General features: G+C 58.8%; 29 protein-coding genes. 12 read left to right on the forward strand and 17 right to left on the reverse strand.

Annotated features, from left to right (window positions below):
- Positions 1-2: 2 nt before the first annotated feature.
- The 7 genes from AC2FIR_RS08295 to AC2FIR_RS08325 all read right to left on the reverse strand — a co-directional run bounded on the left by AC2FIR_RS08295 (position 3) and on the right by AC2FIR_RS08325 (position 7921).
- Positions 3-890: a cyanophycinase gene (locus AC2FIR_RS08295; protein ID WP_496746381.1), complete on the reverse strand. Its 888-nt coding sequence runs from the start codon at positions 888-890 to the stop codon at positions 3-5.
- A gap of 56 nt (positions 891-946) precedes the next feature.
- On the reverse strand, positions 947-2113 hold the full coding sequence (gene iadA, locus AC2FIR_RS08300) for a beta-aspartyl-peptidase (protein ID WP_496762115.1): 1167 nt from the start codon (positions 2111-2113) through the stop codon (positions 947-949).
- A gap of 101 nt (positions 2114-2214) precedes the next feature.
- Positions 2215-3225, reverse strand: a complete 1011-nt coding sequence (locus AC2FIR_RS08305; protein WP_496746385.1) for an Ldh family oxidoreductase — start codon at positions 3223-3225, stop codon at positions 2215-2217.
- A gap of 10 nt (positions 3226-3235) precedes the next feature.
- Positions 3236-3823, reverse strand: a complete 588-nt coding sequence (locus AC2FIR_RS08310; RefSeq protein ID WP_496746387.1) for a DUF3726 domain-containing protein — start codon at positions 3821-3823, stop codon at positions 3236-3238.
- A complete protein-coding gene (locus AC2FIR_RS08315; protein ID WP_496746389.1) occupies positions 3820-5505 on the reverse strand; it encodes a hypothetical protein in 1686 nt (561 codons plus the stop codon). Before AC2FIR_RS08315 ends, AC2FIR_RS08310 begins: the two co-directional genes overlap by 4 nt.
- Positions 5502-6479 carry a membrane dipeptidase gene (locus AC2FIR_RS08320; protein ID WP_496746390.1) on the reverse strand — a complete coding sequence of 326 codons (978 nt, stop codon included), beginning with the start codon at positions 6477-6479 and terminating at the stop codon, positions 5502-5504. The genes AC2FIR_RS08315 and AC2FIR_RS08320 overlap by 4 nt, the downstream gene beginning before the upstream one ends.
- Positions 6479-7921 (reverse strand): aldehyde dehydrogenase family protein, encoded by a 1443-nt coding sequence (locus tag AC2FIR_RS08325; RefSeq protein ID WP_496746392.1) that lies wholly within the window; start codon positions 7919-7921, stop codon positions 6479-6481. Before AC2FIR_RS08325 ends, AC2FIR_RS08320 begins: the two co-directional genes overlap by 1 nt.
- A 103-nt stretch (positions 7922-8024) precedes the next feature.
- Between AC2FIR_RS08325 and AC2FIR_RS08330 the strand changes: the two genes are divergently transcribed.
- Positions 8025-8906, forward strand: coding sequence for a LysR family transcriptional regulator (locus AC2FIR_RS08330; protein ID WP_170815753.1), 882 nt, complete (start codon positions 8025-8027; stop codon positions 8904-8906).
- 99 nt (positions 8907-9005) lie between these two features.
- On the opposite strand, the gene fahA is transcribed toward AC2FIR_RS08330, so the two are convergent.
- The 3 genes from fahA to hmgA are packed head-to-tail and all read right to left on the reverse strand — an operon-like array spanning position 9006 to position 12287.
- On the reverse strand, positions 9006-10262 hold the full coding sequence (fahA, locus tag AC2FIR_RS08335; RefSeq protein WP_496762117.1) for a fumarylacetoacetase: 1257 nt from the start codon (positions 10260-10262) through the stop codon (positions 9006-9008).
- Between the two features lie 39 nt (positions 10263-10301).
- The gene (locus AC2FIR_RS08340) at positions 10302-10925 is read right to left on the reverse strand and encodes a LysE family translocator (protein ID WP_170614797.1); all 624 of its coding nucleotides are present in this window, start codon (positions 10923-10925) and stop codon (positions 10302-10304) included.
- Positions 10926-10931: 6 nt separating this feature from the next.
- Positions 10932-12287, reverse strand: coding sequence for a homogentisate 1,2-dioxygenase (hmgA, locus tag AC2FIR_RS08345; RefSeq protein ID WP_496746396.1), 1356 nt, complete (start codon positions 12285-12287; stop codon positions 10932-10934).
- A gap of 57 nt (positions 12288-12344) precedes the next feature.
- Here hmgA and AC2FIR_RS08350 point away from each other — a divergent pair, with 57 nt between their 5' ends.
- Both AC2FIR_RS08350 and AC2FIR_RS08355 read left to right on the forward strand, forming a co-directional pair.
- The gene (locus AC2FIR_RS08350; RefSeq protein ID WP_170614795.1) at positions 12345-12797 is read left to right on the forward strand and encodes a MarR family winged helix-turn-helix transcriptional regulator; all 453 of its coding nucleotides are present in this window, start codon (positions 12345-12347) and stop codon (positions 12795-12797) included.
- 61 nt (positions 12798-12858) lie between these two features.
- Entirely contained in the window at positions 12859-14094 is a 1236-nt protein-coding gene (locus tag AC2FIR_RS08355; protein ID WP_496746398.1) for an adenylate/guanylate cyclase domain-containing protein, read from the forward strand.
- A gap of 34 nt (positions 14095-14128) precedes the next feature.
- On the opposite strand, the gene AC2FIR_RS08360 is transcribed toward AC2FIR_RS08355, so the two are convergent.
- Positions 14129-14506, reverse strand: a complete 378-nt coding sequence (locus tag AC2FIR_RS08360; RefSeq protein ID WP_496762119.1) for a VOC family protein — start codon at positions 14504-14506, stop codon at positions 14129-14131.
- A 40-nt stretch (positions 14507-14546) separates the two neighbouring features.
- Between AC2FIR_RS08360 and AC2FIR_RS08365 the strand changes: the two genes are divergently transcribed.
- Complete coding sequence (locus tag AC2FIR_RS08365) at positions 14547-15083, forward strand: winged helix-turn-helix transcriptional regulator (RefSeq protein ID WP_496746402.1); 537 nt, start codon at positions 14547-14549, stop codon at positions 15081-15083.
- Positions 15084-15119: 36 nt separating this feature from the next.
- Here AC2FIR_RS08365 and AC2FIR_RS08370 read toward each other — a convergent pair whose 3' ends face one another.
- Positions 15120-15929, reverse strand: a complete 810-nt coding sequence (locus tag AC2FIR_RS08370; protein WP_170614791.1) for a division plane positioning ATPase MipZ — start codon at positions 15927-15929, stop codon at positions 15120-15122.
- Positions 15930-16296: 367 nt separating this feature from the next.
- Here AC2FIR_RS08370 and AC2FIR_RS08375 point away from each other — a divergent pair, with 367 nt between their 5' ends.
- Entirely contained in the window at positions 16297-16668 is a 372-nt protein-coding gene (locus AC2FIR_RS08375) for a VOC family protein (protein WP_496746404.1), read from the forward strand.
- 66 nt (positions 16669-16734) lie between these two features.
- Here the strand turns inward: AC2FIR_RS08375 and rpmE are convergent, their stop codons facing one another.
- Together rpmE and rplS are read right to left on the reverse strand one after the other, a co-directional pair.
- Positions 16735-16956, reverse strand: coding sequence for a 50S ribosomal protein L31 (gene rpmE, locus AC2FIR_RS08380; protein WP_170428949.1), 222 nt, complete (start codon positions 16954-16956; stop codon positions 16735-16737).
- Positions 16957-16967: 11 nt separating this feature from the next.
- Positions 16968-17351: a 50S ribosomal protein L19 gene (gene rplS / locus AC2FIR_RS08385; protein WP_170328369.1), complete on the reverse strand. Its 384-nt coding sequence runs from the start codon at positions 17349-17351 to the stop codon at positions 16968-16970.
- Positions 17352-17740: 389 nt separating this feature from the next.
- Here rplS and AC2FIR_RS08390 point away from each other — a divergent pair, with 389 nt between their 5' ends.
- On the forward strand, positions 17741-18544 hold the full coding sequence (locus AC2FIR_RS08390) for a glycoside hydrolase family 25 protein (protein WP_480812328.1): 804 nt from the start codon (positions 17741-17743) through the stop codon (positions 18542-18544).
- Between the two features lie 115 nt (positions 18545-18659).
- On the opposite strand, the gene AC2FIR_RS08395 is transcribed toward AC2FIR_RS08390, so the two are convergent.
- Together AC2FIR_RS08395 and AC2FIR_RS08400 are read right to left on the reverse strand one after the other, a co-directional pair.
- Positions 18660-19022, reverse strand: a complete 363-nt coding sequence (locus AC2FIR_RS08395) for a hypothetical protein (protein ID WP_496746406.1) — start codon at positions 19020-19022, stop codon at positions 18660-18662.
- A gap of 216 nt (positions 19023-19238) precedes the next feature.
- Positions 19239-19661, reverse strand: coding sequence for a hypothetical protein (locus tag AC2FIR_RS08400; RefSeq protein ID WP_496762122.1), 423 nt, complete (start codon positions 19659-19661; stop codon positions 19239-19241).
- Positions 19662-20003: 342 nt separating this feature from the next.
- On the opposite strand from AC2FIR_RS08400, the gene AC2FIR_RS08405 reads away from it, so the two are divergent.
- Together AC2FIR_RS08405 and rpsD are read left to right on the forward strand one after the other, a co-directional pair.
- Entirely contained in the window at positions 20004-20456 is a 453-nt protein-coding gene (locus tag AC2FIR_RS08405) for a hypothetical protein (protein WP_496746410.1), read from the forward strand.
- 218 nt (positions 20457-20674) lie between these two features.
- Positions 20675-21295 carry a 30S ribosomal protein S4 gene (gene rpsD / locus AC2FIR_RS08410; RefSeq protein WP_170614785.1) on the forward strand — a complete coding sequence of 207 codons (621 nt, stop codon included), beginning with the start codon at positions 20675-20677 and terminating at the stop codon, positions 21293-21295.
- 124 nt (positions 21296-21419) lie between these two features.
- On the opposite strand, the gene AC2FIR_RS08415 is transcribed toward rpsD, so the two are convergent.
- The gene (locus AC2FIR_RS08415; protein WP_170614784.1) at positions 21420-21881 is read right to left on the reverse strand and encodes an Lrp/AsnC family transcriptional regulator; all 462 of its coding nucleotides are present in this window, start codon (positions 21879-21881) and stop codon (positions 21420-21422) included.
- A gap of 103 nt (positions 21882-21984) precedes the next feature.
- Here AC2FIR_RS08415 and AC2FIR_RS08420 point away from each other — a divergent pair, with 103 nt between their 5' ends.
- The 4 genes from AC2FIR_RS08420 (at position 21985) to AC2FIR_RS08435 (ending at position 26309) form a co-directional block, all read left to right on the forward strand.
- Entirely contained in the window at positions 21985-23400 is a 1416-nt protein-coding gene (locus AC2FIR_RS08420) for an aminotransferase class V-fold PLP-dependent enzyme (RefSeq protein WP_496746411.1), read from the forward strand.
- Positions 23401-23464: 64 nt separating this feature from the next.
- Positions 23465-24550: a histidinol-phosphate transaminase gene (gene hisC, locus AC2FIR_RS08425; RefSeq protein WP_496762125.1), complete on the forward strand. Its 1086-nt coding sequence runs from the start codon at positions 23465-23467 to the stop codon at positions 24548-24550.
- Positions 24547-25467 (forward strand): prephenate/arogenate dehydrogenase family protein, encoded by a 921-nt coding sequence (locus AC2FIR_RS08430; RefSeq protein WP_170680954.1) that lies wholly within the window; start codon positions 24547-24549, stop codon positions 25465-25467. The genes hisC and AC2FIR_RS08430 overlap by 4 nt, the downstream gene beginning before the upstream one ends.
- On the forward strand, positions 25464-26309 hold the full coding sequence (locus tag AC2FIR_RS08435; RefSeq protein WP_496746415.1) for an extensin-like domain-containing protein: 846 nt from the start codon (positions 25464-25466) through the stop codon (positions 26307-26309). Before AC2FIR_RS08430 ends, AC2FIR_RS08435 begins: the two co-directional genes overlap by 4 nt.
- Positions 26310-26315: the final 6 nt, after the last annotated feature.

Consider the following 26315-nt stretch of genomic DNA (forward strand, 5'->3'; position numbering starts at 1 on the left):
GTTCATTTCCCCCCGGAGGCGTCCTCATCGCCGGACAAATCGGGCAAGGTGTAGAACGCCATATGCTCATCTGGCGGAAAAGCCTGGCGAGCCATCAGGTCATAACGGCACCCTTCGCCCAGAACGTCAAGCCGAAGACCCAAAAGGCTCAGTGCTTCGCCCCGGCGTGCATCCCACATCGACGAATGCGTCAGATGGCTGGCATCCACGACCGTGACCGTGCCGCTGCCAACAACCTCAAGGACGTTGTCGGGGCCGATAAAGGCGGCGGTGTCCTCGTCAATTCCAAGGCCGATCAGAAAAGGGTTGAAAGATGAGGCGGTTAGAAGGCGCCCCAGCCGGTTGCGCTGGGTAAAATGCTGGTCGATGATCACCGCGTTGGTCAGGCCCATGCCCGGTGCAAGCGTGATGTTGCCTTCGGCGGGGGCCGAGTTGCTGCTGCCTCCGGCGACCATATGTTCGGACATGATCGACGCCCCGGCAGAGGTTCCGGCAACCGGCACGCCCGCCGCATTCCGGCGGCGGATTTTCTGCGCTACCAGCGTTCCGCCGAGAATCGCGGACAGGCGCAACTGGTTGCCACCAGTCATGAAAATGCCGGTCGCCCGGTCCAGCATTCCGGCGTAATCGGGGTTGTCACAGTCGGCGCGGCGCGAGATGGGCAGGAATTCGACCTGACCCGCGCCAAGCTCGGAAAAGATGCGGTTATAGTCCGGCCCCGTTTCTTCCAGCATCGAGGCGGTCGGGATCACAACGATGTCGGCATCCGCGCCGCCTGACAGCTCCACGAACTTGCGGTGGATCTGCATTTCCTTCACGCGGTCTTCGCCGCCACCAATCGGAATGATGAACCCGCGAGGGGTGTCTGCATCAACGGGTGCAGGGCACATGTCAAGATTACCTTCTTCGTCCTGAAGCGGGGCAGCCGCCGGGGCCGCACAGGCGCTTATATCTGTTCATACATGCCGCGCCGGGCTATCTGGGCGCTGCGGACATGCCATTCCCCCCGCGCCATCACATGCCGTATGCCAAGGTTTTCGTCAAGAACCACCAGATCGGCGTCTTTTCCGTTGCTCAATCGGCCTTTTCCATGCAATTTCAGCAGGTCGGCGACATTTGATGTCAACGGGCGCAGAGCCTCATCCAGAGGTACGCCCATGCCCACCATCTCGGCCAGCGTTTCGGGCAATGTGTCAGACAGGCCAACGCCAAAACGGGTCAGATTGCCCTCATGGTCGAATGCGGGCAGGCAGCCGCCACCATCGGAGCTGATGGTGAAGCGGTCTGTCCGCCCGCCGGCATCACGAAACTGAACATAGGCTTCGGCAGCGGAAATGCCTGGATCGACATGCGCGCAGGGAAAGGCCGTGGCATCAATGAAACAGCCATGACGGGCAAGGGCGACGGCCTGTTCGAACAGCGACTTGTTGCGGTTGACATGGGTCGGATTGAAGACCCGGGCCGGAATTTCGCTGGTCTCGATCGCCTGTTCCAGCATCGAAAGCCCGCGCACGCCATCCCCCATATGGCAATGAACGATCCCGGCCTTGCCTGTCATCAACCCTGCAACATGCGCCTCGCTGGCAATGCGCAGGAACTCGTCCAGTGTCGGCTGGCTGGAGCGATGATCGCTGATCGCCAGTTCACCGACACCGATGACCGGGTCAAGGAACACGATGTCGCCACGGGCGGACCCGGTCAGCGTGGTCAGCGGGACGTGATAGCCGCCCGTGTGGCACCAGGCCGAAAGTCCTTCTGCGCGAAGACCGTAGGCTTGCTGCACCAGTGTCTGCGTATTGCGGGTCAGATCGTCGGTCCCCAAAACCCCAACGACCGAGGTGACGCCCGCCCGCGTGAACGAGGACAATACCATCGGCGGCACTCGGCTGGCAGGTCCGGTTTCGCCGCCCCCACCCGTGATGTGGGCATGGCCGTCGATCAGACCGGGCACAACCGGCGCGCCTTCGGCATCCAACACGTCAACCTGCAAGGGCCTGCCCAGATCAGGCAGGTCCCGGCCCAGATAAACGATCTGTCCGGCAGCGACCAAAAGATGACCTATCCCAAAGGGCTTGGGTGTAAAAAGATTGGCATTCCTGATCAGGATCAGCATATCGGCGGTCCGTCATATACAAAACGAACGTTCTTTATTTGACCCTTTCGCAAAGCTCAAACATTTCCGTGCGATTGCCTTCGGATCATGTTCCGCCAGATTCAGTTCAGGAAGGTTTCGATTTTGTCCAGTGTGGCAACATTGACTGCAACCCCATCGGCCTGTGACGCAGCGCGCTTCGCGCCGCGACCGTCCCCCGGAAGATGGGCGCCCGACTGCGCCCTGATCGCACCTACCAGCGCGCCTATCCCGGTGGCGAAACTGTCGCCGGATGTGGCGGCGGGATCGATCGCAATAAAGAACTGGCCGGTCTTGGGCGGGCCACCGGCGGTTCCCGAAAACGGCGATGCATGGATGCCCAGGGTGGCCCCGGTCAGCGCGGCGGCCATGACCTCGGTCAGCAATGCAACGCCCACGCCCTTGTAGCCGCCGGACGGCGCCATCGAGCCTTTGAGGCCGACATTGGGGTCGGTTGTCGGGTTGCCATCGGGGTCCAGCGCCCAGCCGACGGGAATGGCCTTGCCTTCGCGCGCGTGTTTCATCACTTCGCTTTTGGCGATGGTGCTGGCGCTCTGATCAATAAGCAGCGACGGTTGCCCGTCCGGGCCGGGAACCGCAACCGAGAACGGGTTGGTGCCAACCACAGGTTTCGATCCTCCGGATGGTGCGATCGAAGCGGGGGCGTTGGTAAAGCCCAGACCCACCAGACCGGCCTGCGCCAGCCGGTAGGTATGATACCCCAGAACGCCACAATTGTAGCTGTTGCGGATTGCAAGCACTGCCACGCCCTGCTCGCGGGCAGCTTTTGTCAGTGCCTCGAACCCGAGATCGATGGCGGAATGTGCAAAACCCGTCGCCGCGTCGACGTTGATGACACCGGGGCGCGGGCGGGTCAGAACAGGCTCGGCCTGACCATCCACCTTGCCGCACTGCACATGCTCACAATAAATCGGGATATAGGCGAGGCCGTGGCTGGCAACACCATCCGCTTCGGTTGCAGCGGTGGCCACTGCCAGCGGGCGGGCGTTGGCCTCGGTGGTGCCCGCAGCGACAAGCGCGCGAAAGGCCAGTTCTTCGATTTCTGCGAGGGTCAGGGTGCGGGTTTCGATCATGGGTTTCTCTTCAGTCATTGTCGGAAAGCCCGGCACCAGCACCCAGTAGGCGGGAGGCTTCGGTGGCGGGGGCGTAGGTGCGGTGGGCAAACCTGTTCAGGGTCTCCCAATCGCTTGGGTCTGGGATGGCGCGGGATCGCTGTGGCGCGATGCTGGTCAAATCGCCGCTTGGACGGATTTCAACGCGATCGGCACGATTGGGCAGCGCATCGGAGGTTGAAACAACGGCTCCGTCAGTAACAATCTCAGCGCCATCGCAGGTGATTGCAACACAAGTATCCAATCGACGTGCGGCATAGGCCGCAAACGGCACCAGAAGGAGTGGGCATTCGACTTGCCGCAACATCATAGGGTCTGACTTCAGAATATGCGCGCTGTCGGACAGATATGCGCCGTTTGAAAGGGGACACGGACCGCGTTCGCCCGACCGGATCGTTTCTTTTTCCAGCAGCCGCGCCATCGCTCCGATACCGTCCAACCCCTGCGCGCAAAGCCAGCGTGTTGCCTTGCCAGCTTCCTCGGCCAGTCCCCAACTGTAGCCCGCGCCGCGTGCGGCACGTTTGGCCGTGGCTTCAACCTCGTTCAGGGAATAGCTCATTCCACAGCCTCCGGGTAAACCCACAGATCCGCCGTTTGAGGGGTCAATTCCTCGGGGTAGGGCGCGCCTGAATACATGCAGATGCGAACCCATCGGTCTGACCGCGGATCGAAATGGGTTGCTCCGAAAAACGAGAGTTTGGCACGCAACATGTCGATGGGGAGAACATCTGCACTGATCGTATTGTCACGGATTTCGCCGTAGGGCGCGACGCATGACATCTGAGCCCGTCGAACCGTATGCCGGTGTTCCGGGTGTTGCAGCAGAAACTCAGCGATGGGTGCGTTGTCCTGCCAACTGGCAAGCTGCTGACAGGCAAGCGCCGCATCCCGCGCTGGGGCCAGCGGTTGTTCATAGTCCGAGATCGGCTCCTCGAACCGCTCACCCAATCTGGGTTCCAGCTTTTCTTCCGAAACATACCAAGCCCGGGCGCAATTCTGCGGGTTGGTCCAATCAACATCCAGTGCCCAGTCAAAGCTTTCGCGGATCAGCGAACGGACCTGTTTCACCGTCATTGCGCCGTCGATCAGATGCGCCTGCGTGTTGCTGTCGGCCATGCAGCTTGCCAATCCATCCACAAGCTCGGGGTAGGGTTCCATGATCAGCGAGGCGACCAGTTCCTGACCTTCTTCGCTGAGCGTGTTCTCTGACCAGCGCACAAGCCGGTCCCAGGGTTGGTTCTGCGTCAGGTCATCCTGTTCCAGATAGTCCGAGATGGCCTTCAGATCAGCGTTCAGAGTCGCCAGTTTTTCAATCTGTATCGGGTGATCCGACCGCCACCATGAGGTCGACAGCTTGCTGCGGTCAAAGATGTTCAGGAATTTTCGAACTTCGTCGCTGGATGCAGTTTCGATGCCGCGCACGCGGGCGATGGCCTCTTCCCGTGCCATGATCCAGTTGTTGAACAGGATCGGATGGTTGACGATAAACGGCGCCATTCCCAACCCTGTGGAATTGCCGATGCCCAGCCAGCGTGCGATTTGCGGGTCAAGCACCGCAGCCTGTCCATTGCCTTTGACATTCGCCATATGCTGTACCAGATCGCGCACAAAAACCCGGGTCAGGTAGACTGACAGCATCTCGATCTGGAACGGGCCACTAACTTCGGAACGATCTGCCGTTATTTCGCGATCGGCCGCGCCGAACTTGCCGGAACCGTAAACCGCCGTTGTCCGCATCAGATAGCCGACCTTGTAAATTTGCTCCAGTTCAGGCTGTTTACCGGCGGCAAGACTGTCGACAACATGGGTCCATAAGCGAACGGACCGGTTGGCCCGGGACAAGGACAGTTCGCTTTCGCTGACGCGCCCCGCCTCTTGCAGCGGGACATTCCTTGACAGTCGCGCGATATCCTCGGACGTCGGAACCCCGTCAAACATTGTGAAAGTGGCATCCCACGCCTCGGCAATCACCCGGTCCGAGCGTTGTTCGGGCGGCAGGTCATGGGCAAACGCGACCAGAGAATACGCGCGCTCGGGACCGCAAGCTGTATAAACCGCATGGCCGACACCGTTGTCATCAATCTCAAAGACCGGGCGAGAGAAAACCCAGGCCTCCTCCGACATGCGCCGCGTCAGTTGCCGCATGAAGCTGAGGCGACATTGATGCAGCGAGCCCAGGCGGGAAAGGCGCATCACCTTCGCAGGATCACGTCGCGCGATATGAGGGGCGGGGGGTGTCATGCGTGTTGGGGTCCGAAGCTTTCATTAAAGAACCGGTACCAGTTACCGCCCATGATACCGGCAATTTCGTCTTCGCTCATGCCGACGGTACGCAATCCGGTCTCGATGTTGCCGAAATCGCGATTGTCGCGGAACCAGTCCGGCATCGGCGGAAAGCCGGGATTGCTGGCCGAGCCTTCGCCGTAATCGATCTCTTTCGTCCAGCGCCCTACACGCATCCATTCGACCACACTGTCGGGCTGATCCTGGCACAGATCGGTGCCGATCCCCAGATGCTGAACGCCGTATGTGTCGGCAGTACGTGCGATCATCTCACAGAAACTTTCAATCGTGCAGGCGGATTTGTCTTTCAGGTGATGAGGGTAGACCGAAAAGCCGAGCATCCCACCATTTTCCGTCACCGCACGAATAACCTCCGCGCGCTTGTTGCGCAGGGCCGGAGACCATTCGTGCGGATTGGCGTGAGTGATGGCAATGGGACGCTCGGACAGTTCGGCGGCCTCGATGGTCGACCGGTCTGCCGAATGGCTCATGTCGACCACAAGGCCAACGCGGTTCATCTCTTTGATGACCTGTTTGCCCATGCGGGTAATGCCGGTGTCTTCGGCCTCGTAACAGCCGGTCGCCAGAAGAGACTGGTTGTTGTACGTCAGTTGCATGAACCGCGCACCAAGGTCATGCAGGATTTCCACCAGCCCGATATCGTCCTCGATGGGACTGGGGTTCTGAAACCCGAAGAACACTGCCGTCCGGCCGGTATCGCGGGCTGTATCGATGTCGCTGGCCCAACGGCCTTTCATGATCAGGTCCGGATACTGCTCGAACCAGCGGTTCCACTTTTCAAAGTTCAGAACCGTTTCGCGAAAGTTCTCGTGATACGAAATGGTGACGTGGATCGCGTCCACGCCACCTTCGCGCAGTTGGCGAAAGATCTTTTCCGACCAGTTGGCATATTGCAGCCCGTCAATCCTCATCAGACGGGACCCGCGCTGATATAGGCCGTTTTGACGGTGGTGTAGAATTCGGCCGCCGCCTTGCCCTGTTCACGCGGGCCATACGAGCTGTCGCCGCGCCCACCAAATGGCACGTGATAGTCGGTTCCGGCGGTTGGCAGGTTGACCGTGACAACACCGGTACGTGCATTGCGGCGGAAGTGCGTGGCGCGGGCCAGCGACTTGGTCACAATACCCGAGGTCAGGCCAAAATTGGTGTCGTTCACCACGCTCAACGCTTCGTCATAGCTGCCGACTTTGATGACGCTGGTCAGGGGCGCGAACATTTCCTCACGGTTGATGCGCAAATCGTTGGTCGTGTTCAGGAACACGCCGGGGGACATGTAGAACCCGTCATGCGGCATGTCGAGCAACTGGCCACCACAGGCAAGCTCAGCGCCTTCGGATTTGCCAAGCTCCACATAGCTCAGGTTTTCCTTGAGCTGCTGCTGACTGACAACCGGCCCCATCTGCACCCCATCCTGCAGGGCATGGCCGACCTTCAAGGCCTTCGCACCGGCCACGAGCTTTTCGACAAACGCATCATGCACACCGGCATGAACAACCAGACGCGAAGACGCAGTGCATTTCTGACCGGTGCCCCCAAAAGCGCCGCCAAGCGCCAGTGTGACGGCCAGATCCAGATCAGCGTCATCCATCACCGCCAGAGCGTTCTTGGACCCCATCTCCATCTGTACCTTGGTCAGGTTCTGGATGGCGGCAGCAGCGATGCCCTTGCCGACCGGAACCGAACCGGTGAACGAGATAGCGTTGACCTTTGGGCTTTCCACCAGTCGTTGGCCAATGGATCGGCCTGAACCCATGACAAGGCTGAACAGACCCTTGGGTATGTCCTGCCGTTCGATGATTTCGGTCAGGGCCACAGCCGAGGCCGGGGTGATGTTCGCGGGCTTCCAGACAACCGCGTTGCCACAACACAGCGCCGGGGCAATCTTCCACGAAGCGGTCGCGGTGGGAAAATTCCACGGGCTGATGATCGCCACAACACCAACAGCTTCGCGGCGTACGTCAATCTCGACACCCGGCCGGACACTGTCTGCATTTTCACCGATCTGACGCAGGCATTCTGCGGCGTAATAGGTAAAGAACTGGCCTGCGCGATAGACCTCGCCTTTGCCCTCGGCAAGCGGTTTGCCTTCCTCTCGTGATAGCAGCGTGCCCAACTCTTCGGCGCGCGACATCAGCTCATTCCCGATATTCATCAGAACGGCTTGCTTGCGCTCCGGCAGATAGGCCTCCCATTCGGCCTGCGCAACGCGCGCCTGATCCAGTGTCGCGTCCAACTGGTCCGGGCTGGCCTGCGCGAACATGCCGACCAGATCGCTCAGGTCCGAAGGGTTGCGGTTTTCAATTTCGCTTTCTCCCGCCAGCCATTCGCCGGCGATCAGGTTCAGTTTGGTCACAATGCGCCCCAGAGTCGAAAAACAGGATTTCTGACAGGATGGCTTTTTGCAGCAACATCAGTCAAACTCAAATAAGTGAAGAAAACTTCAGGAATCTTGAACCATGGCAATCAAGATCGAAACTTTGCGGTGTTTTTGCGCCGTTGCCCAAACCGGTCAGCTGAATGAAGCCGCCGACAGGCTTGGGCGGACGCAATCCGCCGTGTCGATGACATTGAAGCAATTTGAGGAACACCTTGGCAAAAAACTGTTCGAGGGCGAGCGCAAGAACCGTCTTTCACCTTTGGGGCAGCAGGTGTTCGAGCTTGCACTGAAACAGGTTCGTCAATTCGATCAAACCGTGCAGAACATCGAAGCGGCAGCGGATGCCGAACACGGCCTGTTGCGGATCGTTTCGGTCCCGTCGGTTGCGGCGCTGGTTTTCCCGGCGGCGCTGGCGCATATGACGCAGCGGTTTCCCGGCTTAAAGATCGAACTGCGCGATACGGATACTCAGCAGGTGCTTGATGCGCTGGTCGAGGGCAAGGCTGATATCGGAATTGCCTCGGGCCACCACGCACTGAACGGGTTCCGGGCGATTGCCCTGTTCGAAGACCTGTTCGGATTGGTTTGCGCGTCGGACCATCCGTTGATCAAAGCTGAAGCCGCACCGACAATTGATGATGTCGCATCGGCTCCGTTTATCCGGAACGCATTGTGCGGCCTGATCCGCTCGCCGCGATTTGTGCAGGCCATCGAAGGTGCGGATGTCACCATCCACAACACACACTCGCTTGTAACGATGGTGCGCACAGGCAGATGGGTGACGGTTCTTCCGCAAACCGTTGCCCGGTTCATCCCCGAGGCGACGGCCTTCCGGCCCATTTCGGACCTTGCAGACAAAAGGCAGGTCTATCTTTATGTCAGCGAACGGTCACGGTTTCAGGACATGACTGAAGAGATCAGTGCCTTCATTCAGGGCCTTGATCTGGGAGGCGGGCAATGATGACGCGGAAGACATGATGACTACAAACGCACCACAGTCTTGCAATGGAGACCCCCGCCGATGCCTGCCTGCAGGACCGTCGGAAGTCTCCAAAAAAACTCAGGACTTATAGGGGTCAGACAGTGCCGGCAGAACGGTTCCGACGCAATCACCGAACCCGATGACATACCCATCCCCTTTGGCCGCACCTTTCAGAGTCAGTGTGTCACCGTCCTCGATGAAACTGCGTGTCTCTCCGCCGTCCAGCGTAAGTGGTTCCTTCCCACCCCAGCTGAGTTCCAGCAAGGATCCACGTTCGGCTTTTGTCTCGCCCGAAATCGTCCCTGACCCAAGCAGATCACCTGCATTCATCGGACAACCCGATGTGGAGTGATGGGCCAACTGTTGCGCAGCGGAATAGTACATCTCGTTGTAGTTCGTTCGCGCGATGGTGGTGGCTGCCTTGCCTTCGGGCGCCATCGTGACCTCCAGCTCGATGTCATAGAGCATCGGGCCGCAATCCTTGAGGTGATCCAACAATTCGAACTCACGCTCCGGTGTGTCACACCGGAAGGGTACAAGCGCTGCCTTGGTGACGATCCACGGGCTGATCGAAGTCGCGGTGGCCTTGGCCTGAAACGGGCCCAGCGGCTGGTATTCCCATGCCTGAATATCGCGCGCGGACCAGTCATTCAGCAGGACATAGCCGAAAATGTGGTCATCTGCCGTCTGAACCGAGATCGGACCATCGGACGGAGTGCCGACAATTGCCCCCATTTCAAGCTCGATATCGAATCGGCGGCTGGGCAAAAATGCCGGCAGATCCTGATCGGGCGATTTGAGCTGCCCCCAAGGACGGCGAATATCGGTGCCCGAAACCACCACGGAGGAGGCGCGCCCGTTATAACCGATCGGGATATGCAGCCAGTTCGGCGGCAACGCATTTTCAGGGCCACGGAACATTGTCCCAACGTTGAAAGCGTGATTCCGGCCCGCGTAGAAATCGGTGTATTCGCTGACCGCAAAGGGCATGTGCAACTCGGCCTCATCCTGTCGCACCAGCAGTGGCTCGACCTTTGCCTGTTCGTCCGACCCGTCGGCCAGCAGGGCAGTCAGCCGATCGCGCAATGCGCCCCAGACGGCCGGGCCTTCCTCCATCACCGGGTTCCAAAAGGGCAAATCGAAAAGCGGCTCGTCACCCAAGTTGATCAGGCCTTCGGCCTCGGCAGTGGTGACGTCCAGGATCATGTCTCCGATGGCGACGCCGCAACGGGGTTCTTCACCCTCGGTCGAAAAGACCCCATAGGGCAGGTTGTTCAGCGGAAACGGGTGCGTCGCGTCATTGGCCGAAGCCACCCAGGATTTTTTCAAAGGCATGGTCTGTCCTTTTTCGTGTCTTGTGGCGTGATGCCGCCGTTATGCTGTCGGGCGGAGGGACTTCAACCCAAGCAGGATTGCCGCCAGTATCATGAAAATGCCGCCCGCCCGGTCAAGCCAAAGCCGCGCCTGTCCACTGAGCCGTCTGGCCAGCCAGCTTGCGCTGCCGCCATAGGCCGAAAGGAACAGGCCGTCCATGACCAGATAGGTCGCCGACAAAACGGCAAACTGCGGCCAGAACGGGTAGGCGCCGTCGATGAACAACGGGAAAAGGGCGGCAAAGAACACCACGGCCTTCGGGTTTGCCGCAGACGTGATAAACCCTTGCGCCCAAAGTGATTTCCGGCTTGTTCTGACGGCTTTCTGAAGCGTCTTGCGTTCAGCCCGCAGGATGGACCGTGCGCCAAGAAAAACCAGATACGCCACGCCGAGCCATTTGATCACGGTCAGTGCAATGCCCGATGTGGCAATCAGCGTCGCCAGCCCAAGACCCGCCGCCAGCATTTGCAGCAGATTTGCCGTCAGATCCCCCGCTGCCGTGAACAGACCCCGGGAAAAGCCGTTGGCCGCCGAGTTTGACAGCATCAGCAACTGGCTCGGCCCCGGAGTGCTCATCAACAGCAGGACGGTTCCGACATAGGTGATCCAGATGTCCAGGCTCATGGCTGACTACTTCTTTCCAGGCGTTCCATCGAACTTTTTCTCAAGCGAAGTCCAGCAATCGATGTAGTCATCCTGCAAGGGCGCCTCGTTGGCTGCGAAGGGCGTCAGATGCTGCGGGAACCGCGTTTCGAACATGAAGGACATGGTGTTGTCCAGCTTGTCCGGACCCAGGTTGGAATTCGATGCTTTTTCAAAGGCATCCTTGTCGGGTCCATGTGGCAGCATCATGTTGTGCAAGCTCATGCCGCCCGGAACAAAGCCCTGCGGTTTGGCGTCGTACTGACCGTAGATATTGCCCATCAGTTCGGACATGATGTTCTTGTGATACCAGGGCGGGCGGAACGTATCCTCCATCACCATCCAGCGTTCGCGGAACAGAACAAAGTCGATATTGGCCGTGCCGGGTTGCCCGGACGGGGCGGTTAGGACGGTAAAGATCGACGGATCGGGATGGTCGAACAGGATTGCGCCGACAGGGCAGTAATTGCGCAGATCGTATTTGTAGGGCGCGTAGTTTCCATGCCAGGCCACGACGTCCAGCGGGCTGTGCCCTATCTTTGTCGTGTGGAATTGTCCGCACCATTTGATGGTCACCGTCGATGCCGTCTCGCGATCTTCAAAAGCCGCAACAGGTGCCTTGAAATCGCGGGGATTGGCCATGCAGTTCGCGCCGATGGGGCCGCGGCCGGGAAGTTCGAACTTCTGCCCGTAATTTTCGCAGACAAAGCCGCGCGCCGGGCCTTCCAGCACTTCGACCCGATAAACCAGACCGCGCGGCAGGATGGCGATCTCTTTCGGCTCCAGGTCGATGATGCCCAACTCGGTCGCAAAACGCAGACGGCCTTCCTGCGGCACGACCAGCAATTCGGAATCGGCGGAATAGAAATAGTCATCCACCATGGACTCGGTGACCAGATAGATATGGCTCGCCATTCCGACTTGCGTGTTTACGTCGCCTGCTGTCGTCATGGTGCGCATTCCGGTCAGCCAGGTCAGCTTCTCCTGAGAATGCGGGACCGCGTCCCAGCGATACTGGCCCAGGCTGATCACATCCGGATCAACATAGGGTGCAGATTTCCAGTGCGGCAGGTCGATCTTTTCATAACGGTGTGAATGCTTGACCGAAGGGCGGATGCGATAACACCAGGTCCGCTCGGGCGGGTTGGCGGTAAAAGCTGTGCCGCTTAACTGTTCGCCATAAAGGCCATAGTTGCATTTCTGTGGGCTGTTCATGCCCTGCGGCAGCGCACCCGGCAAAGCCTCGGTTTCGAAGTCGTTGCCAAAGCCGGGCATGTAGCCCGCGTGCGTCCCGACCGGAGTGATGGCCTGGGTCAGTTTGTGTGGATCAGTCGGACGGTTCATCCTGTGTTCCTCCATTTGCTGCTTGTCGGGTAATAGTTGATTTTGTAACTAACAAGTATGGCAAAGCCCGATTCACACAAAAAAGATGACTTTGATCTGCAGGAATTCCTGCCGTTTCTTCTGAACATGGCTGCGGAAGAGGTTTCGCTTGAGTTCCAGCGCATTTACAAAGGGCGGCACGGCATGCTGCGCACCGAATGGCGCGTGCTGTTCCATCTTGGCAACTTCGGGGAAATGACCGCTAAGGAGATCGGCCAAAGGGCCAAGGTGCACAAGACCAAGATCAGCCGGGCGGTTCAGCGGCTGGAACAGCGCCGTTACCTGGCGCGCACCCAAAGCGACACGGACCGCCGGGTCGAGCATCTCAGGCTGACGGACGCCGGCACGCGCGTATATCGCGAACTGCGCGACATTGCCGAGCAATATGACGCAAAGCTTGCCAATGCGTTTTCCGATGACGAGGTTATCCTGTTGCGGCAAATGCTTCGGAAGCTGGCGGGAATGGTCTGAGCACTGGTAATTTGCCGTCCCTTACCCCAGATGATCAAGAGACTTCATACAGGACTTGAATATGACGGCCCCCGACACCGAAACGGCAAAAGCGGACTCTCTGATCGAATGGCTGGTCGACCGGGGGCTGGAAGGGGCCGGAAAAGAAGAGTTGCTGGACGGGTACTGCGCGCGACTGGTTGATCTGGGCGTGCCCCTCATGCGGTTTCACGCGGCGCAATCCGCCCTGCACCCGGTGTATGGCGGCACAGGATACAGCTGGTATCACGGGCATGGCGGTGACTATCAGAAGTTCGAGTATTCCGAAGAACCCAGCCCGCAATGGCAGCAAAGCCCGCTTTATGCGTTGATGACAGAGGACATGCAGGACCTGCGTGAACGGCTGGTCGATCAGAACACGCCCAGCCGTTTTCCGTTGCTCAATGAACTGCGCGAGCAGGGCGCCACGGACTATTACGCAACAGGCGTGTCTTTCGAGCGTCCCATGCGCGAGGCCCTGAAAGAACCGGACACCTCGGTTGACGGAGTACTGATGTCCTGGACCAGCGACGCGCCCGAGGGGTTCCGCGATCATGATCTGAACCTGATTAATTCCGTCTTGCCCCATCTGGGACTTGCGCTCAAATCGGCGTCCAATAGCCGGATGGCCAGGGATCTGATGCGCGTCTATCTGGGCCGGGACGCGGGGCGCCGGGTGCTGTCAGGGGAAATTCGCCGCGGTTCGCTACAGCAGATCGACGCTGTGATCTGGAACTTCGATCTTGAAGATTTCACCAGCCTGTCCGAGCAATTGCCCGGCCCGGAAATCATCGAAATGCTGAATGACTATCTCGCGGTTGTGGTGGCGGTCGTGCACGAATGCGGTGGCAATATCCTGAAATTCATGGGCGACGGGCTGATGGCCATGTTCGATGTCGGGGAAATCGACGAAGACGCGCGCGCCGCGCTGGTTGCCGTAGCGCTGTTGCAGGATCGAATGGCCGCAAGGAACGCGCAGCGGCAGGCAGAGGGTCTGCGCGTAGTTGGTTACACCCTGGCGCTGCACGCAGGTGAAATCCTCTATGGCAATATCGGGGCGGAAAACCGGCTGGATTTCACTGTGATCGGACCTGCGGTCAATCAGGCCGCCCGCATCTCCGGCATGCACCGGTCTCTGGGGCAGCGAATCCTGATATCAGACGACGTCGCCCGGGCAGCCGAACCCTGCAGTCACGAGCTTGTATCGTTGGGCCGCTACATGCTGCGCGGTGTGACCGAGCCGAAAGAGCTGTTTACTGTCTACAGGGCCGCCGAATAACGGCGGCCCGTGGGATTGCGCCGGTCGTAAGATGTCATCCTTGTCCGGTCAGGTCCTGCGCCAACATCATGGCGTTGCCGTCCAAGTCGTAGAATGTGGCGGTGCTGACCATCCCCTCGATGGTTTCTGTGTCGCCGTCGAATTTGACCCCGGCCGTTTCCAGCGCGCCCCTTGCCGTTTTGATGTCGCTTACTCCAAATACAGGGACGGTGTTACCGGGCGCGGGTTTGGTCTGCTCGCCCAGTCCCAAGGTTACGCCGTCGGTCTTTGTCTGCATTTCGCTCCAGCTGGCTTCGTCAATGTGATGGATCAGCTCAAATCCAAGCATGTCGCTGTACCATTTGGCGCTGGCGTGACGGTCGCGGACTGAGATCGCAAGCGTGATCGTGTTTTCCAAAGAAACTGGCAGCATCGGTCTTTCCTACTATCTAATAATAAAGTAACTATACTTTATGGACACAAAGTCACTTGTCAAGCTTACGTCGCGGGCATGGTCGCTGAGCATTCTGGCAAAGCTGCACGCGGGCGTTCCGGGGCGGCAGGCACCGCTGATTGCGGCGACGGGGGCAGGCCGCAGTTCGTTTACCCAAAGCCTTGGGCACCTGATCGAGTTAAGGCTTCTTGAGAAAAACCCCGGCCACGGTCATCCACTGCGCCCCGAATTCCGGCTAACGCAGAGCGGTAAAGAAATGGCCGAGGTTGCAAGCAGAATTGTTAAGGCCGTGCCCGACGAAGACGACTTTGCCCTTCTGAGGCGAAGCTGGACCGTGCCGATTCTGGCCGTGACGCAAACCCCCCAGCGCTTTTCTGTCATAAAATCAGATCTGTCCACGATCACCGACCGCGCGTTGTCGAAGTCGCTCTATCTTTTGGAAACGCATGACTGGCTTCGGCGCGACATCGATGTCTCAGGCCGGTCGCCCTTTCCGACCTACCTTGCCATCAATCGTGGCATCGAAGTCAACAAGGCGATCGCCCTGGCAAAATGATCAGGATGTTCAAGGTAGCGGTGAAGGCGTGCCCCGTCAGAAGTCGATCTCGACCCCCGGCAGGTTCAGTTCTTTCATCATGTCGCGCAGCTCTTGTCGCGCGGCGATGTTCGAGATGTTCAGCTGTTTGACCCCGATATCCTTGAGGTCCAGAAGGGTCAGGCCGCGCGGAAACAGCTCGCGGAAAATCACCCGTTCGGAAAAGCCAGATGCAACCCTGAAACCGATCCGCTGAGACAGCATCTCGATCGCGCGCTGCATCTTTTCCTTGTTGACCATGCGCTGTGTGCCGACCCGGTTGCGGACCACAACCCAGTCGATGGGTTTCAGCCCGGCCTGCGCCCGCAGCTGACGCGCGTTCCATACCATTTCCGAATAGACAGATGGCCCGAGGATCTTTTCACCTTTCGAGTCGATCCGCGCCAACAAGTCGAAGTCGATGAAGCTGTCGTTCAGCGGTGTGATCAACGTGTCGGCCAACGAATGCGCCACCTGGCTGAGGCGCGTGTGCGAGCCGGGGCAGTCGATCAGGATGAAGTCGCTGTCGCTTTCCAGTTCAGCAACGGCGGCGGACAGGCGGTGGTCATAGATATTCTCGCCCGGCTTCAGCGTGGCCGCATCGATTTCGGGCAGGTCGTGATGACGCGGGCTGGGCAGGCTCAGGTCCGAACTTCTGAGAAAGTTCAGGCGGTTTTCGAAGTAACGCCCAAGGCTGCGCTGCCGCAGGTCCAGATCCAGTGTGCTGACCTTGTGCCCCAGCCGCGCCAGCGCCGTCGCCACATGCATCGAAACGGTCGATTTGCCTGCGCCGCCCTTTTCGTTCCCGACCACAATGATATGTGCCATGCTTGTATTCCCAAGTCCCGCCGTGTTTGCCCACACGTTGTTTGTAGCCACTATATGTTGTGTTTGGTGGGAAGGAAAGAACCTCAAGCGGTGTATTGGCCTATTATTGGCGAGGAAACCGGAAAACAGCGCGGCGCGGGCGGGTTACGCCGTGTAACATGACGGGCGGTTTGCACCGTTTCTCAGATTTGCCAAAGAAACGATGGGCCAGACAGGCAAAAACAGCGCGTGGTTGCGAAGGCCGTGACCTGCACTTTCCCAGTGGGCTTTCAAGGTCAGTCGATGCCGGTTTCGTGACTTGTATACCTGTGGCGCCTGACGGACAGTGCGTCGCAAACAGCTTAGCAATCAGCAGAGGACATCCTGAATGATCGGATATGTTACCATTGGCGTTTCCAACATGGACAAGGCCAAAGAGTTCTATACCGCGCTTTTCGCGGACAAAGGCGCGAAGGTTCTGATCGATGCCGGTCGGATTGCGTTCATCGGCAACGATCCGACTGCACCCATGCTGGCGGTTTGCGAACCCTATGACGGCGAAACCTGCGCGTCAGGAAATGGCAACATGCTGGCCTTTGCCGCCGAATCCAAAGATGCGGTCACCACCATGTATGACAGGGCCATCAGCCTTGGCGCGACGGACGAGGGCGAGCCGGGCCAGCGTGTGCCTGACCGCTTCTACGGCGCATATGTCCGGGACCCAGACGGCAACAAGCTGTGCTTTTACCTGTTCGAATAAAACCCAACACGCTCCAAAAAAAAGGCCGCCCAATGGGCGGCCTTCTGCATTCGGAACCGGTAAGGCTTAGAAGCCCAGACCTTCGTATTTTTTCTTGAACTTCGACACGCGGCCGCCAGCGTCCATCAGGCGCGACGATCCACCGGTCCACGCGGGGTGCGAGGAGGGGTCGATTTCCAGAGCCAGCTGGTCGCCTTCGGCGCCCCAAGTGGATTTCATCTGAACCACGGTGCCATCGGTCATTTTGACGTTGATGACGTGATAATCGGGATGGATGTCTTTTTTCATCTTTCCGCTCCTTACGCCTCGGCGCCAGCCTTGGGCTTGTAGTTGGTGACTTCTGCGATACGCGCGGACTTACCACGGCGCGAGCGCAGATAGTACAGTTTGGCGCGACGGACGCGGCCACGGCGGACAACGGTGATGCTGTCAATGTTGGTCGAATGCAGCGGGAACACACGCTCCACGCCTTCGCCAAACGAAATCTTGCGAACGGTGAACGAACCGGCGATGCCGCTGCCACCTTTGCGCGCGATGCAGACGCCTTCGTAGTTCTGCACACGGGTACGCGACCCTTCGGTCACTTTAAAGCCGACACGGATGGTGTCTCCGGCTTTGAAATCGGGGATGTCTTTCCCCAGGGCGGCAATCTGTTCCGCCTCAAGCTGTGCGATCAGGTCCATCGCAGGTACTCCTATCTGCTCGTGGTTGGTCCACGAAGTTTGGGCACGGCCTGAGAGCTCTTGGTCTTCACCGGGTCCTGCGCACAGCCCGCCAGAGGTCAGATCGAATGTTCCTTTGGTCTGGCTTGCCGCATCGCGTCCGGGCCGAAGAAAGCGGGACGTCACGCTTTGAAGCAAACCAAAACACCGGAGTCGCATGACGCGGCACCGGATTGCGCTGCTTTAGGCGTTTTGGTGCCCGGGATCAAGCATGAATTGTCAATTTCTGAAGGTGCCCGGTGTGCAAGCGGTAAGTTTCCGCCGTCACGCAATTGTAGCGTTGTCTTATCACGCAGATTTGTCATTCTGAGCCCAACAATACGAGCAGATATTTCAGGCAGGTTAGAATAATGCGCTTAGTGGTCTTACTGGCACTCATCGGGCTGACACTTGTATCATGCGGGCGGCGTCCTCCGCCACCACAGGTGGTCGAGCACTTCGAGGTAACGGACCCGAAACCGCCATTGGTTATTCACCCTCGCTTTGGCGATGCGGACCCTCATGAGTGGGAGGGGCGGCAACCCGGAAGCTACCCGGTCCATGGGCTGGACGTGTCGCGCTGGCAGGACTCGATCGATTGGCGCACTGCCCGCTCTGCCGGGGTCAGCTTTGTGTTCATCAAGGCCACTGAAGGGGGCGATTTCGCGGATCCGCGCTTCAATGAACACCGGCAGGGCGCGCAGGCAGCGGGTGTGCCGTGGGGCGCCTATCACTATTATTACTTTTGCCGTCCTGCTGCCGAACAGGCCCGCTGGTTTATCCGCAACGTGCCCAAGGGCGCCGATCTGCCTCATGTTCTCGACATGGAATGGACGCCACATTCCAAGACCTGCACTTTGCGGCCCGATGGCAAAACAGTGCGGGCCGAGGCCGAGAAATTCCTGAATATTCTCGAGCGTCACTACGGGCGCAGACCGATCGTCTACACCACCGTGGATTTTTATCAGGACACCAATATCAGTCGCCTGCCCAAAACCGAGTTCTGGTTGCGTTCGGTTGCCGGGCACCCTCGCGACGTTTATCCGAATACGATCTGGCGTTTCTGGCAATACACTGGCACCGGGCTGGTCCCGGGGGTCCAGGGCAAGGTTGATATCAACACATTCAACGGAGAGCCGGAAATCTGGGCCCGCTGGAAGGCTGGAGGCAACTGAGTTTTCTTGGGTGGTGAGCTCCGGACGTTCGCTTTTGCGAATTCCGGGTAACAGCAAAAGCACGGATGATCCGGTCAGGCTTGCCCATTTGGGCATGCCTGTTTTGGTAGGTGTCTCAGCTATTTTCAGGCGAACTGCTTTCGCCTTCTGAAAGCACCAGAAAAGCGCCGAGCCCAAGAAGGACGGCGGGAACGATTGACAAAAAGCTCAGGCCGAAGGCCCATAAAATTCCGACGGCGGACAGGCCCATCAGGCCAGCTCCAACCTGCGCGTTCCTGCCGGCGATGCCTCCGCCCAGAAGGCCGGCGACCGGCAACACCAGCGACATGATGCTGTAGAACTGCGCGGATGATGCGCCCTGCTCGTACCCGATGCCGCTGGACAACGAGCCGAGGGCGGATGAGGCGCTGTAGCCCACCGCACCGACCAATAAGGCGATAACACCGCCGATAATTCCAAGTGTCATTCCAGTTTTCATTGTAATCTCCTGCTTGAAATTGTTGGGTCTGCGACCCTGTTCAAACGCTAAGAGACCACCCGTCTCGCGGGCAATGGTTTCGCAATGACAACTTTTGTAATCCGGTCAGATATCCTGTACCGATCGGGCAGGAGATCCGTACTTGCAATGACTTGCCACGCGCATGCCGAGGCGCAGACGTTCCCCGCCACGGATGCCGTCAGGCAAGTGCACCCATCAATTCAAAGTCGGTTTGTAGCTTTCAACGGTGCCGCCGCCGATGAGGTGACGTAACCGGTTCTCGCGTTCCGTGCCGTAACTGTCGCCCAGCCAGAAGACTTCACCATCCGTCAGGTCACGGCGCTCAAAGCCGTGCTTGGCCAGGCAGCGGTCGACGCCGTCGATCTTGCCGTTTTCATAAATGGTATCCTGATTCAGCCCGACAATCGCCGGGCCCAGGATGACGCCCACCAGAATGACACCGGTTGCATAGCCACCGACAACGGCGCTGGTGCTGCCGGCCTCGGCATTGGCCGAACAGCTCTGAACTGCCCTGCGGGCAAAGGCAAGATCGTGGCCGGGCTTTACGGGGATGGATGGTCCGGGATTGGCGGCACAAGCACTCACAACAAGTAATGCACCAAACAATAACTTTTTCATTTTACAAACTTATTCACTCTTGGGAGGTCGATTCCGACCAGTATTCTCCAGGCTGAGTACCTGCATTTTCGAGCAACCTCAAAGTGAATTGCTTCATTGCTGCTTTCTGCGACTTTCTGGTCACAATCGCCCGGATGAGGCGGCCAAAGAGGGGGGTGATCGTGTCCCTGAATGTCAGTGGGCTGTGTGCTGAAACTCTTTGAAAAGCCCGGAAGTATCGTTTTGAAATGGCAAAAGCACAACATTTCTGTGAATGCTGCAATTCGGTCTTTTTTCCGACCAATTCTTAATAGATAAATACGCATCGGTAACGTGTAGTTTGTTGAAAGGTCGGGCGGGCAAATGAGAACCGGACAAAACGGTCGCAAAGCTATCTTGTGGACACAAACTGAAATCGACGGGCTTGAGGCTGCGCCTGTGGAATCGTTGACGGTAGGTGCGGCATGGTCCTGGCGCGGCGTGGCACGTCGACTGGACGTGGCTGCCGAGATGATGCTGGGCAAGGCAGAAAGCGTCGGCAGCAGGGTTGTTGCTGAAAGTGTATATTCCTCTTCGGAGATACCCGGTGATGTGTTTGGCACTGTTGTTCTGACCAACGGTGCACGGCAATATCGAGGGGAGTTGATTGTCCCCGAAGGTGAAGACGCGCCGACGCTGGTTTTTGAACAGGATTTCCCCGAGCGGGATCAGGATTACTGGGTCAGCGAAATCTGGGAAATCAGCCTGCCATTTGACGCCATCGATCACAGCAACAGCACAGTGATCGCATTTCCGGCACGGAACGGCCTTCGGTAACTTCCCCATTATTGGTGCAACAGGCCGGCTGTTTCCCTGCGGGTTAAAAAATCAAAGCCCCGAGACCTGTTGACTCTCCGAAATTCACGGATATAAGCGCTGCTTCATTGGTGTTGGTGGCCCCCGCAAGGGGATGCCTGTCATGGGGGAAACCTCAAGAGGACAACGCCCTTCATAGTGGCCTGAATGGGCCTCGACCTGAACGAAGGAGATCAGCCGTGACCAAACGCACGTCTGCCAAGTACAAAATCGACCGCCGGATGGGCGAAAACATCTGGGGTCGTCCGAAATCCCCGGTCAACCGTCGTGAATACGGCCCCGGCCAGCACGGCCAGCGCCGCAAGGGCAAACTGTCGGACTTCGGTCTGCAGCTGCGCGCCAAGCAGAAGCTGAAAGGCTATTATGGCGACCTGACCGAGAAGCAGTTCCGCCGCATCTACGCCGAAGCCGAGCGTGTCAAAGGCGATACCGGTGAAAACCTGATCGGCCTGCTGGAGCGTCGCCTCGACGCTGTAGTCTATCGCGCCAAGTTCGTGGCGACCGTGTTTGCTGCACGTCAGTTCGTGAACCACGGCCACGTCAAGGTAAACGGCCAGCGCGTCAACATCCCGTCCTACCGTGTCAAGGAAGGCGACGTGATCGAAGTGCGTGACAAGTCCAAGCAACTGGCCGTTGTTCTGGAAGCCGCTGCTCTGGCCGAGCGTGACGTGCCTGACTACATCGACGCCGACCATTCGAAAATGACCGCGACCTTCGTGCGCGCGCCGGGCCTGAGCGATGTGCCTTACCCGGTCGTCATGGAGCCGAACCTGGTCGTCGAATTCTACGCGAAGAACTGATCTTCGCCGATCCCAAGTTTCAAAGGCCGCGCTGTTCTGCGCGGCCCTTTTTTGTTGGGGGCTCTGCCCCCATCGCGGCAGGCCGCGCTTCCCCCGGGATATTTTTGGCCAGATGAAGTGCGGATCAGAGCGGTAGCGGACGCCCCTCGGCAATCGCTTCCATGGCGAAATACGAAGTCACGCTGTCCAGTTCCACCTTTTCGATCAGGCGCTGATAGACCTTGTCGTAAGATGCCATGTCCTGGGTCACCACCTTGAGTTGATAGTCATAGTCGCCGCCGATCCGGTGGAAATCCACCACTTCAGGGATGGTCAGGACGTGGCTGCGAAAAGCCTGCAGCCATTCCGTTGAATGGTGCCGGGTGCGCAGCATGACAAAGACAACTAGGCTGAGCCCCAGCTTTTCACGCGCGATCCGGGCACTGGAGCCTTGCAGCACGCCATCGTCGGTCAACGCCTTGAGGCGGCGCCAGCACGCATTCTGCGACAGGCCGACCCGGTCGGCCAACTCGCGTTGCGACAACGAAGCATCCCGTTGCAGCTCTTTCAGAATGCGTATGTCCAATTGATCTAATTTTGAGGTCATTCCTGATCATATGACACAAAAAAGGAGAAAATAAAGCAAAAATAGGTGAAGTTTTTAGAACATATTTCAATCACATTGGTTCCAAAGGAATGGAGCAGATGCAATGACCTTGTCCGAATTTCGAGCAAACCTTCAGACCGCCGCTCAAGATTCATCCCTGCGTGAAGGGCTGATCGGAGAGAACGTGCTGATCCCTGGTCTGCTTCGGGGCGTACCGCTTGTCTATGCGGATTACGTGGCCTCCGGCCGTGCGTTGCGGCAGGTCGAAAACTTTGTGGCCGGGCATGTGTTGCCGTTCTATGCCAACAGCCATACTGAGGCCTCTTTTTGCGGATCCTATATGACACGTTTGCGCCGCGAAGCACGCGCAGAGATCGCCCGCATTGTTGGCGCAAGGGGAGAAGACGCGGTGATTTTTGCCGGGTCGGGCGCCACTGCGGGTCTCAACCGGCTGGTCAGTTTGCTGGGGATAGAGCAAGCTGACCAGCCAGTTGTCCTGATCGGGCCGTATGAACATCATTCGAATATTCTGCCATGGCGGGAAAGCAAGGCGCGGGTGATCGAAATTCCCGAAGCCCCGGAGGGTGGCCTTGATCTGGATGCATTGAAAGAGGCGCTGGTTGCAAACCAGGATGCGGATCTGTTGATTGGTTCGTTTTCGGCGGCATCAAACGTGACGGGCATCATCACCAATCCCGATCCGGTCACACGGTTGCTGAAGGAGCATGGTGCTGTGTCGGTCTGGGACTATGCCGGTGGCGGACCTTATCTGCCGATGGACATGGGGCCGGCGGACGCGCGCAAGGATGCGATAGTCGTGTCACCACACAAATTTCCCGGCGGGCCGGGGGCGTCGGGCGTTCTGATCGTGAACAGTCATGCGGTTCAGCGCACCTGCCCCAGCTGGCCCGGTGGCGGAACGGTCAGTTTCGTGTCGCCTTGGCGCCATGATTACAGCGAAGATCTTGCCACCCGGGAAGAGGCCGGAACGCCAAACGTCATCGGAGATATCCGCGCCGCGCTGGCCTTCATCGTCAAGGATGTCGTTGGCTCCGAGGAGATCGCAAAGCGCGAGGCGCTTTACAATCAAATGGCGCTGGACGGCTGGCGTGGCAATCCAAACCTGACATTGCTGGGCGTGGACAACTGGCACCGCCTGCCCATCTTTTCGTTTCTCGTCCGAGACAATTCTGGCCAGCCAGTGCACCAGCAGTTGTTCACCCGCATGCTGAGCGATGTCTATGGCATTCAGGCTCGGGGCGGATGTGCCTGCGCCGGGCCTTATGCGCACCGACTGCTGGGTATAGACCGCGCGACATCCGAGGTTTTGCATGCCGAATTGTCCGCAGGGAAAGAGATGAAGAAACCCGGTTGGGTGCGGCTGAACTTCTCGTACCTGATGACCGAAGAGACGGTTCAGTTCATCATCGACAGTGTTAATGACCTGTCGCACCGGACCGAAGAATTCGCGCCATTCTACGACGCTGATCCGGCAACGGCCCGCTTCCGGGCGGCATAAGGGAATTGCCGCTTTTCTCAATCCGTTGAGACGGGTATGAGGGGCTCGGATAACGGAGCCCCTCATGACCAAGATTACCCCGCAACCCGGCATCATGGACATCGCGCTGTATCAGGGCGGCCAGTCGCATATCAAAGGCGTGGCGAATGTCATCAAGCTGAGTTCCAACGAAAACCCCTTTGGTCCGGGCCGAAAGGCGATTGAGGCCGTTCGGGAAACTGCTGCCATGCTGCATCGCTATCCCAGCACGGATCATGCCAGTCTGCGCAGTGCAATCGGCGAGCGGAACGGGCTGGATGCGGCGCGGATCATCTGTGGCGTCGGCAGCGACGAAGTTCTTCAGTTCGTGGCGCAGGCCTATGCGGGACCGGGCGATGAGGTGATCCATACCGAGCATGGGTTTTCCATGTACCCGATCATCGCTCGCATGGTCGGCGCGGACCCGGTCATGGTGGCTGAAACGGATCGCACGGTCGATGTGGATGCCATTCTGGCGGCGGTCACCGAACGCACACGGATCGTTTTTGTCACCAATCCAGGCAATCCGACTTCGACCATGATTTCCGAGGCCGAACTGACGAGATTGGCGGAAAACCTGCCCGAAAGCTGCCTGATGGTGGTTGATGGCGCCTACGCCGAGTTTGTCGATGGGTTTGATGGCGGCGCGGCATTGGTGGACCGGTTTGAAAATGTGATCATGACGCGGACCTTTTCCAAGATCTACGGTCTGGGCGGGCTGCGTGTCGGCTGGGGGTACGCGCAGCAGCCGATCATCGATGTGCTCAACCGGGTCCGCCAGCCCTTCAACCTGTCGCAGACTGCGCTGGCCGCTGCAGAAGCGGCGGTGCGGGACACCGATTACATGACGTTTTGCCAGACCGAGAACGCCCGCCTGCGCGTTTGGTTGTCGGGCGAGCTGGCGAAGATCGGCGTTCCGTCAGACCGGTCTTCCACCAATTTCATCCTGGCGCGCTTTGCTGATCAGGCCGAAGCCGAGGCCTGCGACGACTACCTGAAAACCCAGGGTTTGATTGTTCGGCGGGTTGCAGGCTACAACCTGCCGAACGCGCTGCGGATCACCGTTGGCGATGAAGAGGCCTGCCGCCGTGTCGTGGCAGCAATCACCGCGTTCAAAGGGGGCGCAGCATGAGCCAGATATATGACCGTGTGGCGCTGATCGGGCTGGGTCTGATCGCTTCCTCGATGTTCTGGGCCATCAAGCGCGCCGGTCTGGCCGGCGAAGTCACGGGCTATGCACGGTCCGAAGCCACCCGTGATACGGCGCGGCGCATCGGGTTGTGCGACCGCGTGTGCGACACGGCGCGCGAGGCCGTTGAAGGGGCTGATCTGGTGGTGCTGTGCGTTCCCGTTGGTGCGATGGAAGCTGTTGCGCAGGATATCGCACCGGTCCTGAAACCGGGCGCCACCGTGACGGATGTCGGTTCGGTCAAGCGCCACGTTATTCAGGCCGTGTCACCGCACGTTCCCGATGGCGTGCATTTCATTCCCGCCCACCCATTGGCCGGAACCGAGCATTCCGGCCCCGAAGCCGGGTTTGCGGAACTGTTCGACAATCGCTGGTGCCTATTGGTGCCGGTGGAAGACGCTGACCCTGAAGCCGTTACCCGGCTGCGTGCCCTGTGGGAGGGTATGGGCTCGAATGTCGATGAAATGGATGCCGACCATCACGATCTGGTTCTGGCCGTGACCTCTCATGCGCCGCACCTGATTGCCTATACGATGGTGGGCGTCGCGGACGATCTGCGGCGGGTCACAGATAGCGAGGTGATCAAGTACTCGGCAGCCGGTTTCCGGGATTTCACCCGGATTGCAGCGTCTGATCCGACTATGTGGCGCGATGTGTTTCTGACCAACAAGGACGCGACGCTGGAAATTCTCGGGCGCTTTACCGAAGAGCTTTTTGCCCTGCAACGTGCGATCCGCACCGGGGATGGCGAGCACCTGTTCGATTACTTCACCCGCACCCGCGCGATCCGACGCGGCATCATCGACGCGGGTCAGGATACGGACGCGCCCGACTTTGGACGTGGCAAGGCCCATTCATGACAAAGATCTGGGGGCGCATACTGGTCGGAACTGCGGTGTTGGTCGCCACCGCAACCACGGCTGCGCCACCAGAACAATCGCTGTTTCCATTGACACGCCCGGCGGCTTTTTCAGGAAGCGCAGTGATTTCCAAAGCTGCAGCATCCGTTGCGGCGCTGTCAGAGATGCGGCCCCAAACACGTCCGGAATCGCCTCAGGTTTTGGCCGCTGCTGCGCGACCTTCGGATCTGCCGCTGCTGGGACCGGACACGTCACTGATGCCGTACCTGCGCCCCAAAGAGTTGGAGCAACAGGCTTTTCTGAAGAAACGCAAACTGCGCAAGGGGTCAGTTTGCGGTGACATCGCCATTCAGGGCAAAGCGGTGGGCAGGGTGTCGGGCAAGATCAAGGCCTGCGGGATCAAGGATGCGGTCCAGATCACATCAGTTTCGGGTGTCGCGCTCAGCCGCCCGTCGACGATGGATTGCGGCACGGCGATCGCGCTCAACAAATGGGTCGACAAAGCCGTCATTCCCACCTTCAAAAGACGTGGTCCGGTAGTCGAGTTGCAGGTGGCGGCCCATTACGCCTGCCGCACGCGCAACAGCCAAAAAGGTGCCCGGATTTCAGAACACGGCAAGGGGCGTGCCATCGACATCTCGGGTTTCACAATGGCCGATGGTGAGGTTGTGACGGTTTTGAACGGTTGGCGTAAAAACCCCTCTCAAAAGCAGCTGATCAAGGTCTGGCGCGGTGCCTGTGGCCCGTTCGGAACCGTGCTGGGACCAAATTCGGACAGGTATCACCGCGATCATTTCCACCTGGATACGGCGCGATACCGCAGCGGTACGTTCTGCCGCTAGTTCCGG

This window comes from Ruegeria sp. CDSB136 (assembly GCF_059610965.1).

Excerpts from the sequence above, each read along its gene's own strand:
- AC2FIR_RS08295 (WP_496746381.1), bottom strand. The coding sequence starts at position 890 with ATGTGCCCTGCACCCGTTGATGCAGACACCCCTCGCGGGTTCATCATT.
- AC2FIR_RS08320 (WP_496746390.1), bottom strand. The coding sequence starts at position 6,479 with ATGAGGATTGACGGGCTGCAATATGCCAACTGGTCGGAAAAGATCTTT.
- AC2FIR_RS08430 (WP_170680954.1), top strand. The coding sequence starts at position 24,547 with ATGAGCCAGATATATGACCGTGTGGCGCTGATCGGGCTGGGTCTGATC.
- hmgA (WP_496746396.1), bottom strand. The coding sequence starts at position 12,287 with ATGAACCGTCCGACTGATCCACACAAACTGACCCAGGCCATCACTCCG.
- AC2FIR_RS08350 (WP_170614795.1), top strand. The coding sequence starts at position 12,345 with ATGGCAAAGCCCGATTCACACAAAAAAGATGACTTTGATCTGCAGGAA.
- AC2FIR_RS08390 (WP_480812328.1), top strand. The coding sequence starts at position 17,741 with ATGCGCTTAGTGGTCTTACTGGCACTCATCGGGCTGACACTTGTATCA.
- AC2FIR_RS08420 (WP_496746411.1), top strand. The coding sequence starts at position 21,985 with ATGACCTTGTCCGAATTTCGAGCAAACCTTCAGACCGCCGCTCAAGAT.
- AC2FIR_RS08435 (WP_496746415.1), top strand. The coding sequence starts at position 25,464 with ATGACAAAGATCTGGGGGCGCATACTGGTCGGAACTGCGGTGTTGGTC.
- rpmE (WP_170428949.1), bottom strand. The coding sequence starts at position 16,956 with ATGAAAAAAGACATCCATCCCGATTATCACGTCATCAACGTCAAAATG.
- AC2FIR_RS08330 (WP_170815753.1), top strand. The coding sequence starts at position 8,025 with ATGGCAATCAAGATCGAAACTTTGCGGTGTTTTTGCGCCGTTGCCCAA.
- AC2FIR_RS08375 (WP_496746404.1), top strand. The coding sequence starts at position 16,297 with ATGATCGGATATGTTACCATTGGCGTTTCCAACATGGACAAGGCCAAA.
- AC2FIR_RS08370 (WP_170614791.1), bottom strand. The coding sequence starts at position 15,929 with ATGGCACATATCATTGTGGTCGGGAACGAAAAGGGCGGCGCAGGCAAA.
- AC2FIR_RS08405 (WP_496746410.1), top strand. The coding sequence starts at position 20,004 with ATGAGAACCGGACAAAACGGTCGCAAAGCTATCTTGTGGACACAAACT.
- AC2FIR_RS08400 (WP_496762122.1), bottom strand. The coding sequence starts at position 19,661 with ATGAAAAAGTTATTGTTTGGTGCATTACTTGTTGTGAGTGCTTGTGCC.
- AC2FIR_RS08395 (WP_496746406.1), bottom strand. The coding sequence starts at position 19,022 with ATGAAAACTGGAATGACACTTGGAATTATCGGCGGTGTTATCGCCTTA.
- hisC (WP_496762125.1), top strand. The coding sequence starts at position 23,465 with ATGACCAAGATTACCCCGCAACCCGGCATCATGGACATCGCGCTGTAT.
- iadA (WP_496762115.1), bottom strand. The coding sequence starts at position 2,113 with ATGCTGATCCTGATCAGGAATGCCAATCTTTTTACACCCAAGCCCTTT.
- AC2FIR_RS08360 (WP_496762119.1), bottom strand. The coding sequence starts at position 14,506 with ATGCTGCCAGTTTCTTTGGAAAACACGATCACGCTTGCGATCTCAGTC.
- AC2FIR_RS08310 (WP_496746387.1), bottom strand. The coding sequence starts at position 3,823 with ATGAGCTATTCCCTGAACGAGGTTGAAGCCACGGCCAAACGTGCCGCA.
- AC2FIR_RS08415 (WP_170614784.1), bottom strand. The coding sequence starts at position 21,881 with ATGACCTCAAAATTAGATCAATTGGACATACGCATTCTGAAAGAGCTG.
- AC2FIR_RS08315 (WP_496746389.1), bottom strand. The coding sequence starts at position 5,505 with ATGACACCCCCCGCCCCTCATATCGCGCGACGTGATCCTGCGAAGGTG.
- fahA (WP_496762117.1), bottom strand. The coding sequence starts at position 10,262 with ATGCCTTTGAAAAAATCCTGGGTGGCTTCGGCCAATGACGCGACGCAC.
- AC2FIR_RS08340 (WP_170614797.1), bottom strand. The coding sequence starts at position 10,925 with ATGAGCCTGGACATCTGGATCACCTATGTCGGAACCGTCCTGCTGTTG.
- AC2FIR_RS08355 (WP_496746398.1), top strand. The coding sequence starts at position 12,859 with ATGACGGCCCCCGACACCGAAACGGCAAAAGCGGACTCTCTGATCGAA.
- AC2FIR_RS08365 (WP_496746402.1), top strand. The coding sequence starts at position 14,547 with ATGGACACAAAGTCACTTGTCAAGCTTACGTCGCGGGCATGGTCGCTG.
- rplS (WP_170328369.1), bottom strand. The coding sequence starts at position 17,351 with ATGGACCTGATCGCACAGCTTGAGGCGGAACAGATTGCCGCCCTGGGG.
- AC2FIR_RS08305 (WP_496746385.1), bottom strand. The coding sequence starts at position 3,225 with ATGATCGAAACCCGCACCCTGACCCTCGCAGAAATCGAAGAACTGGCC.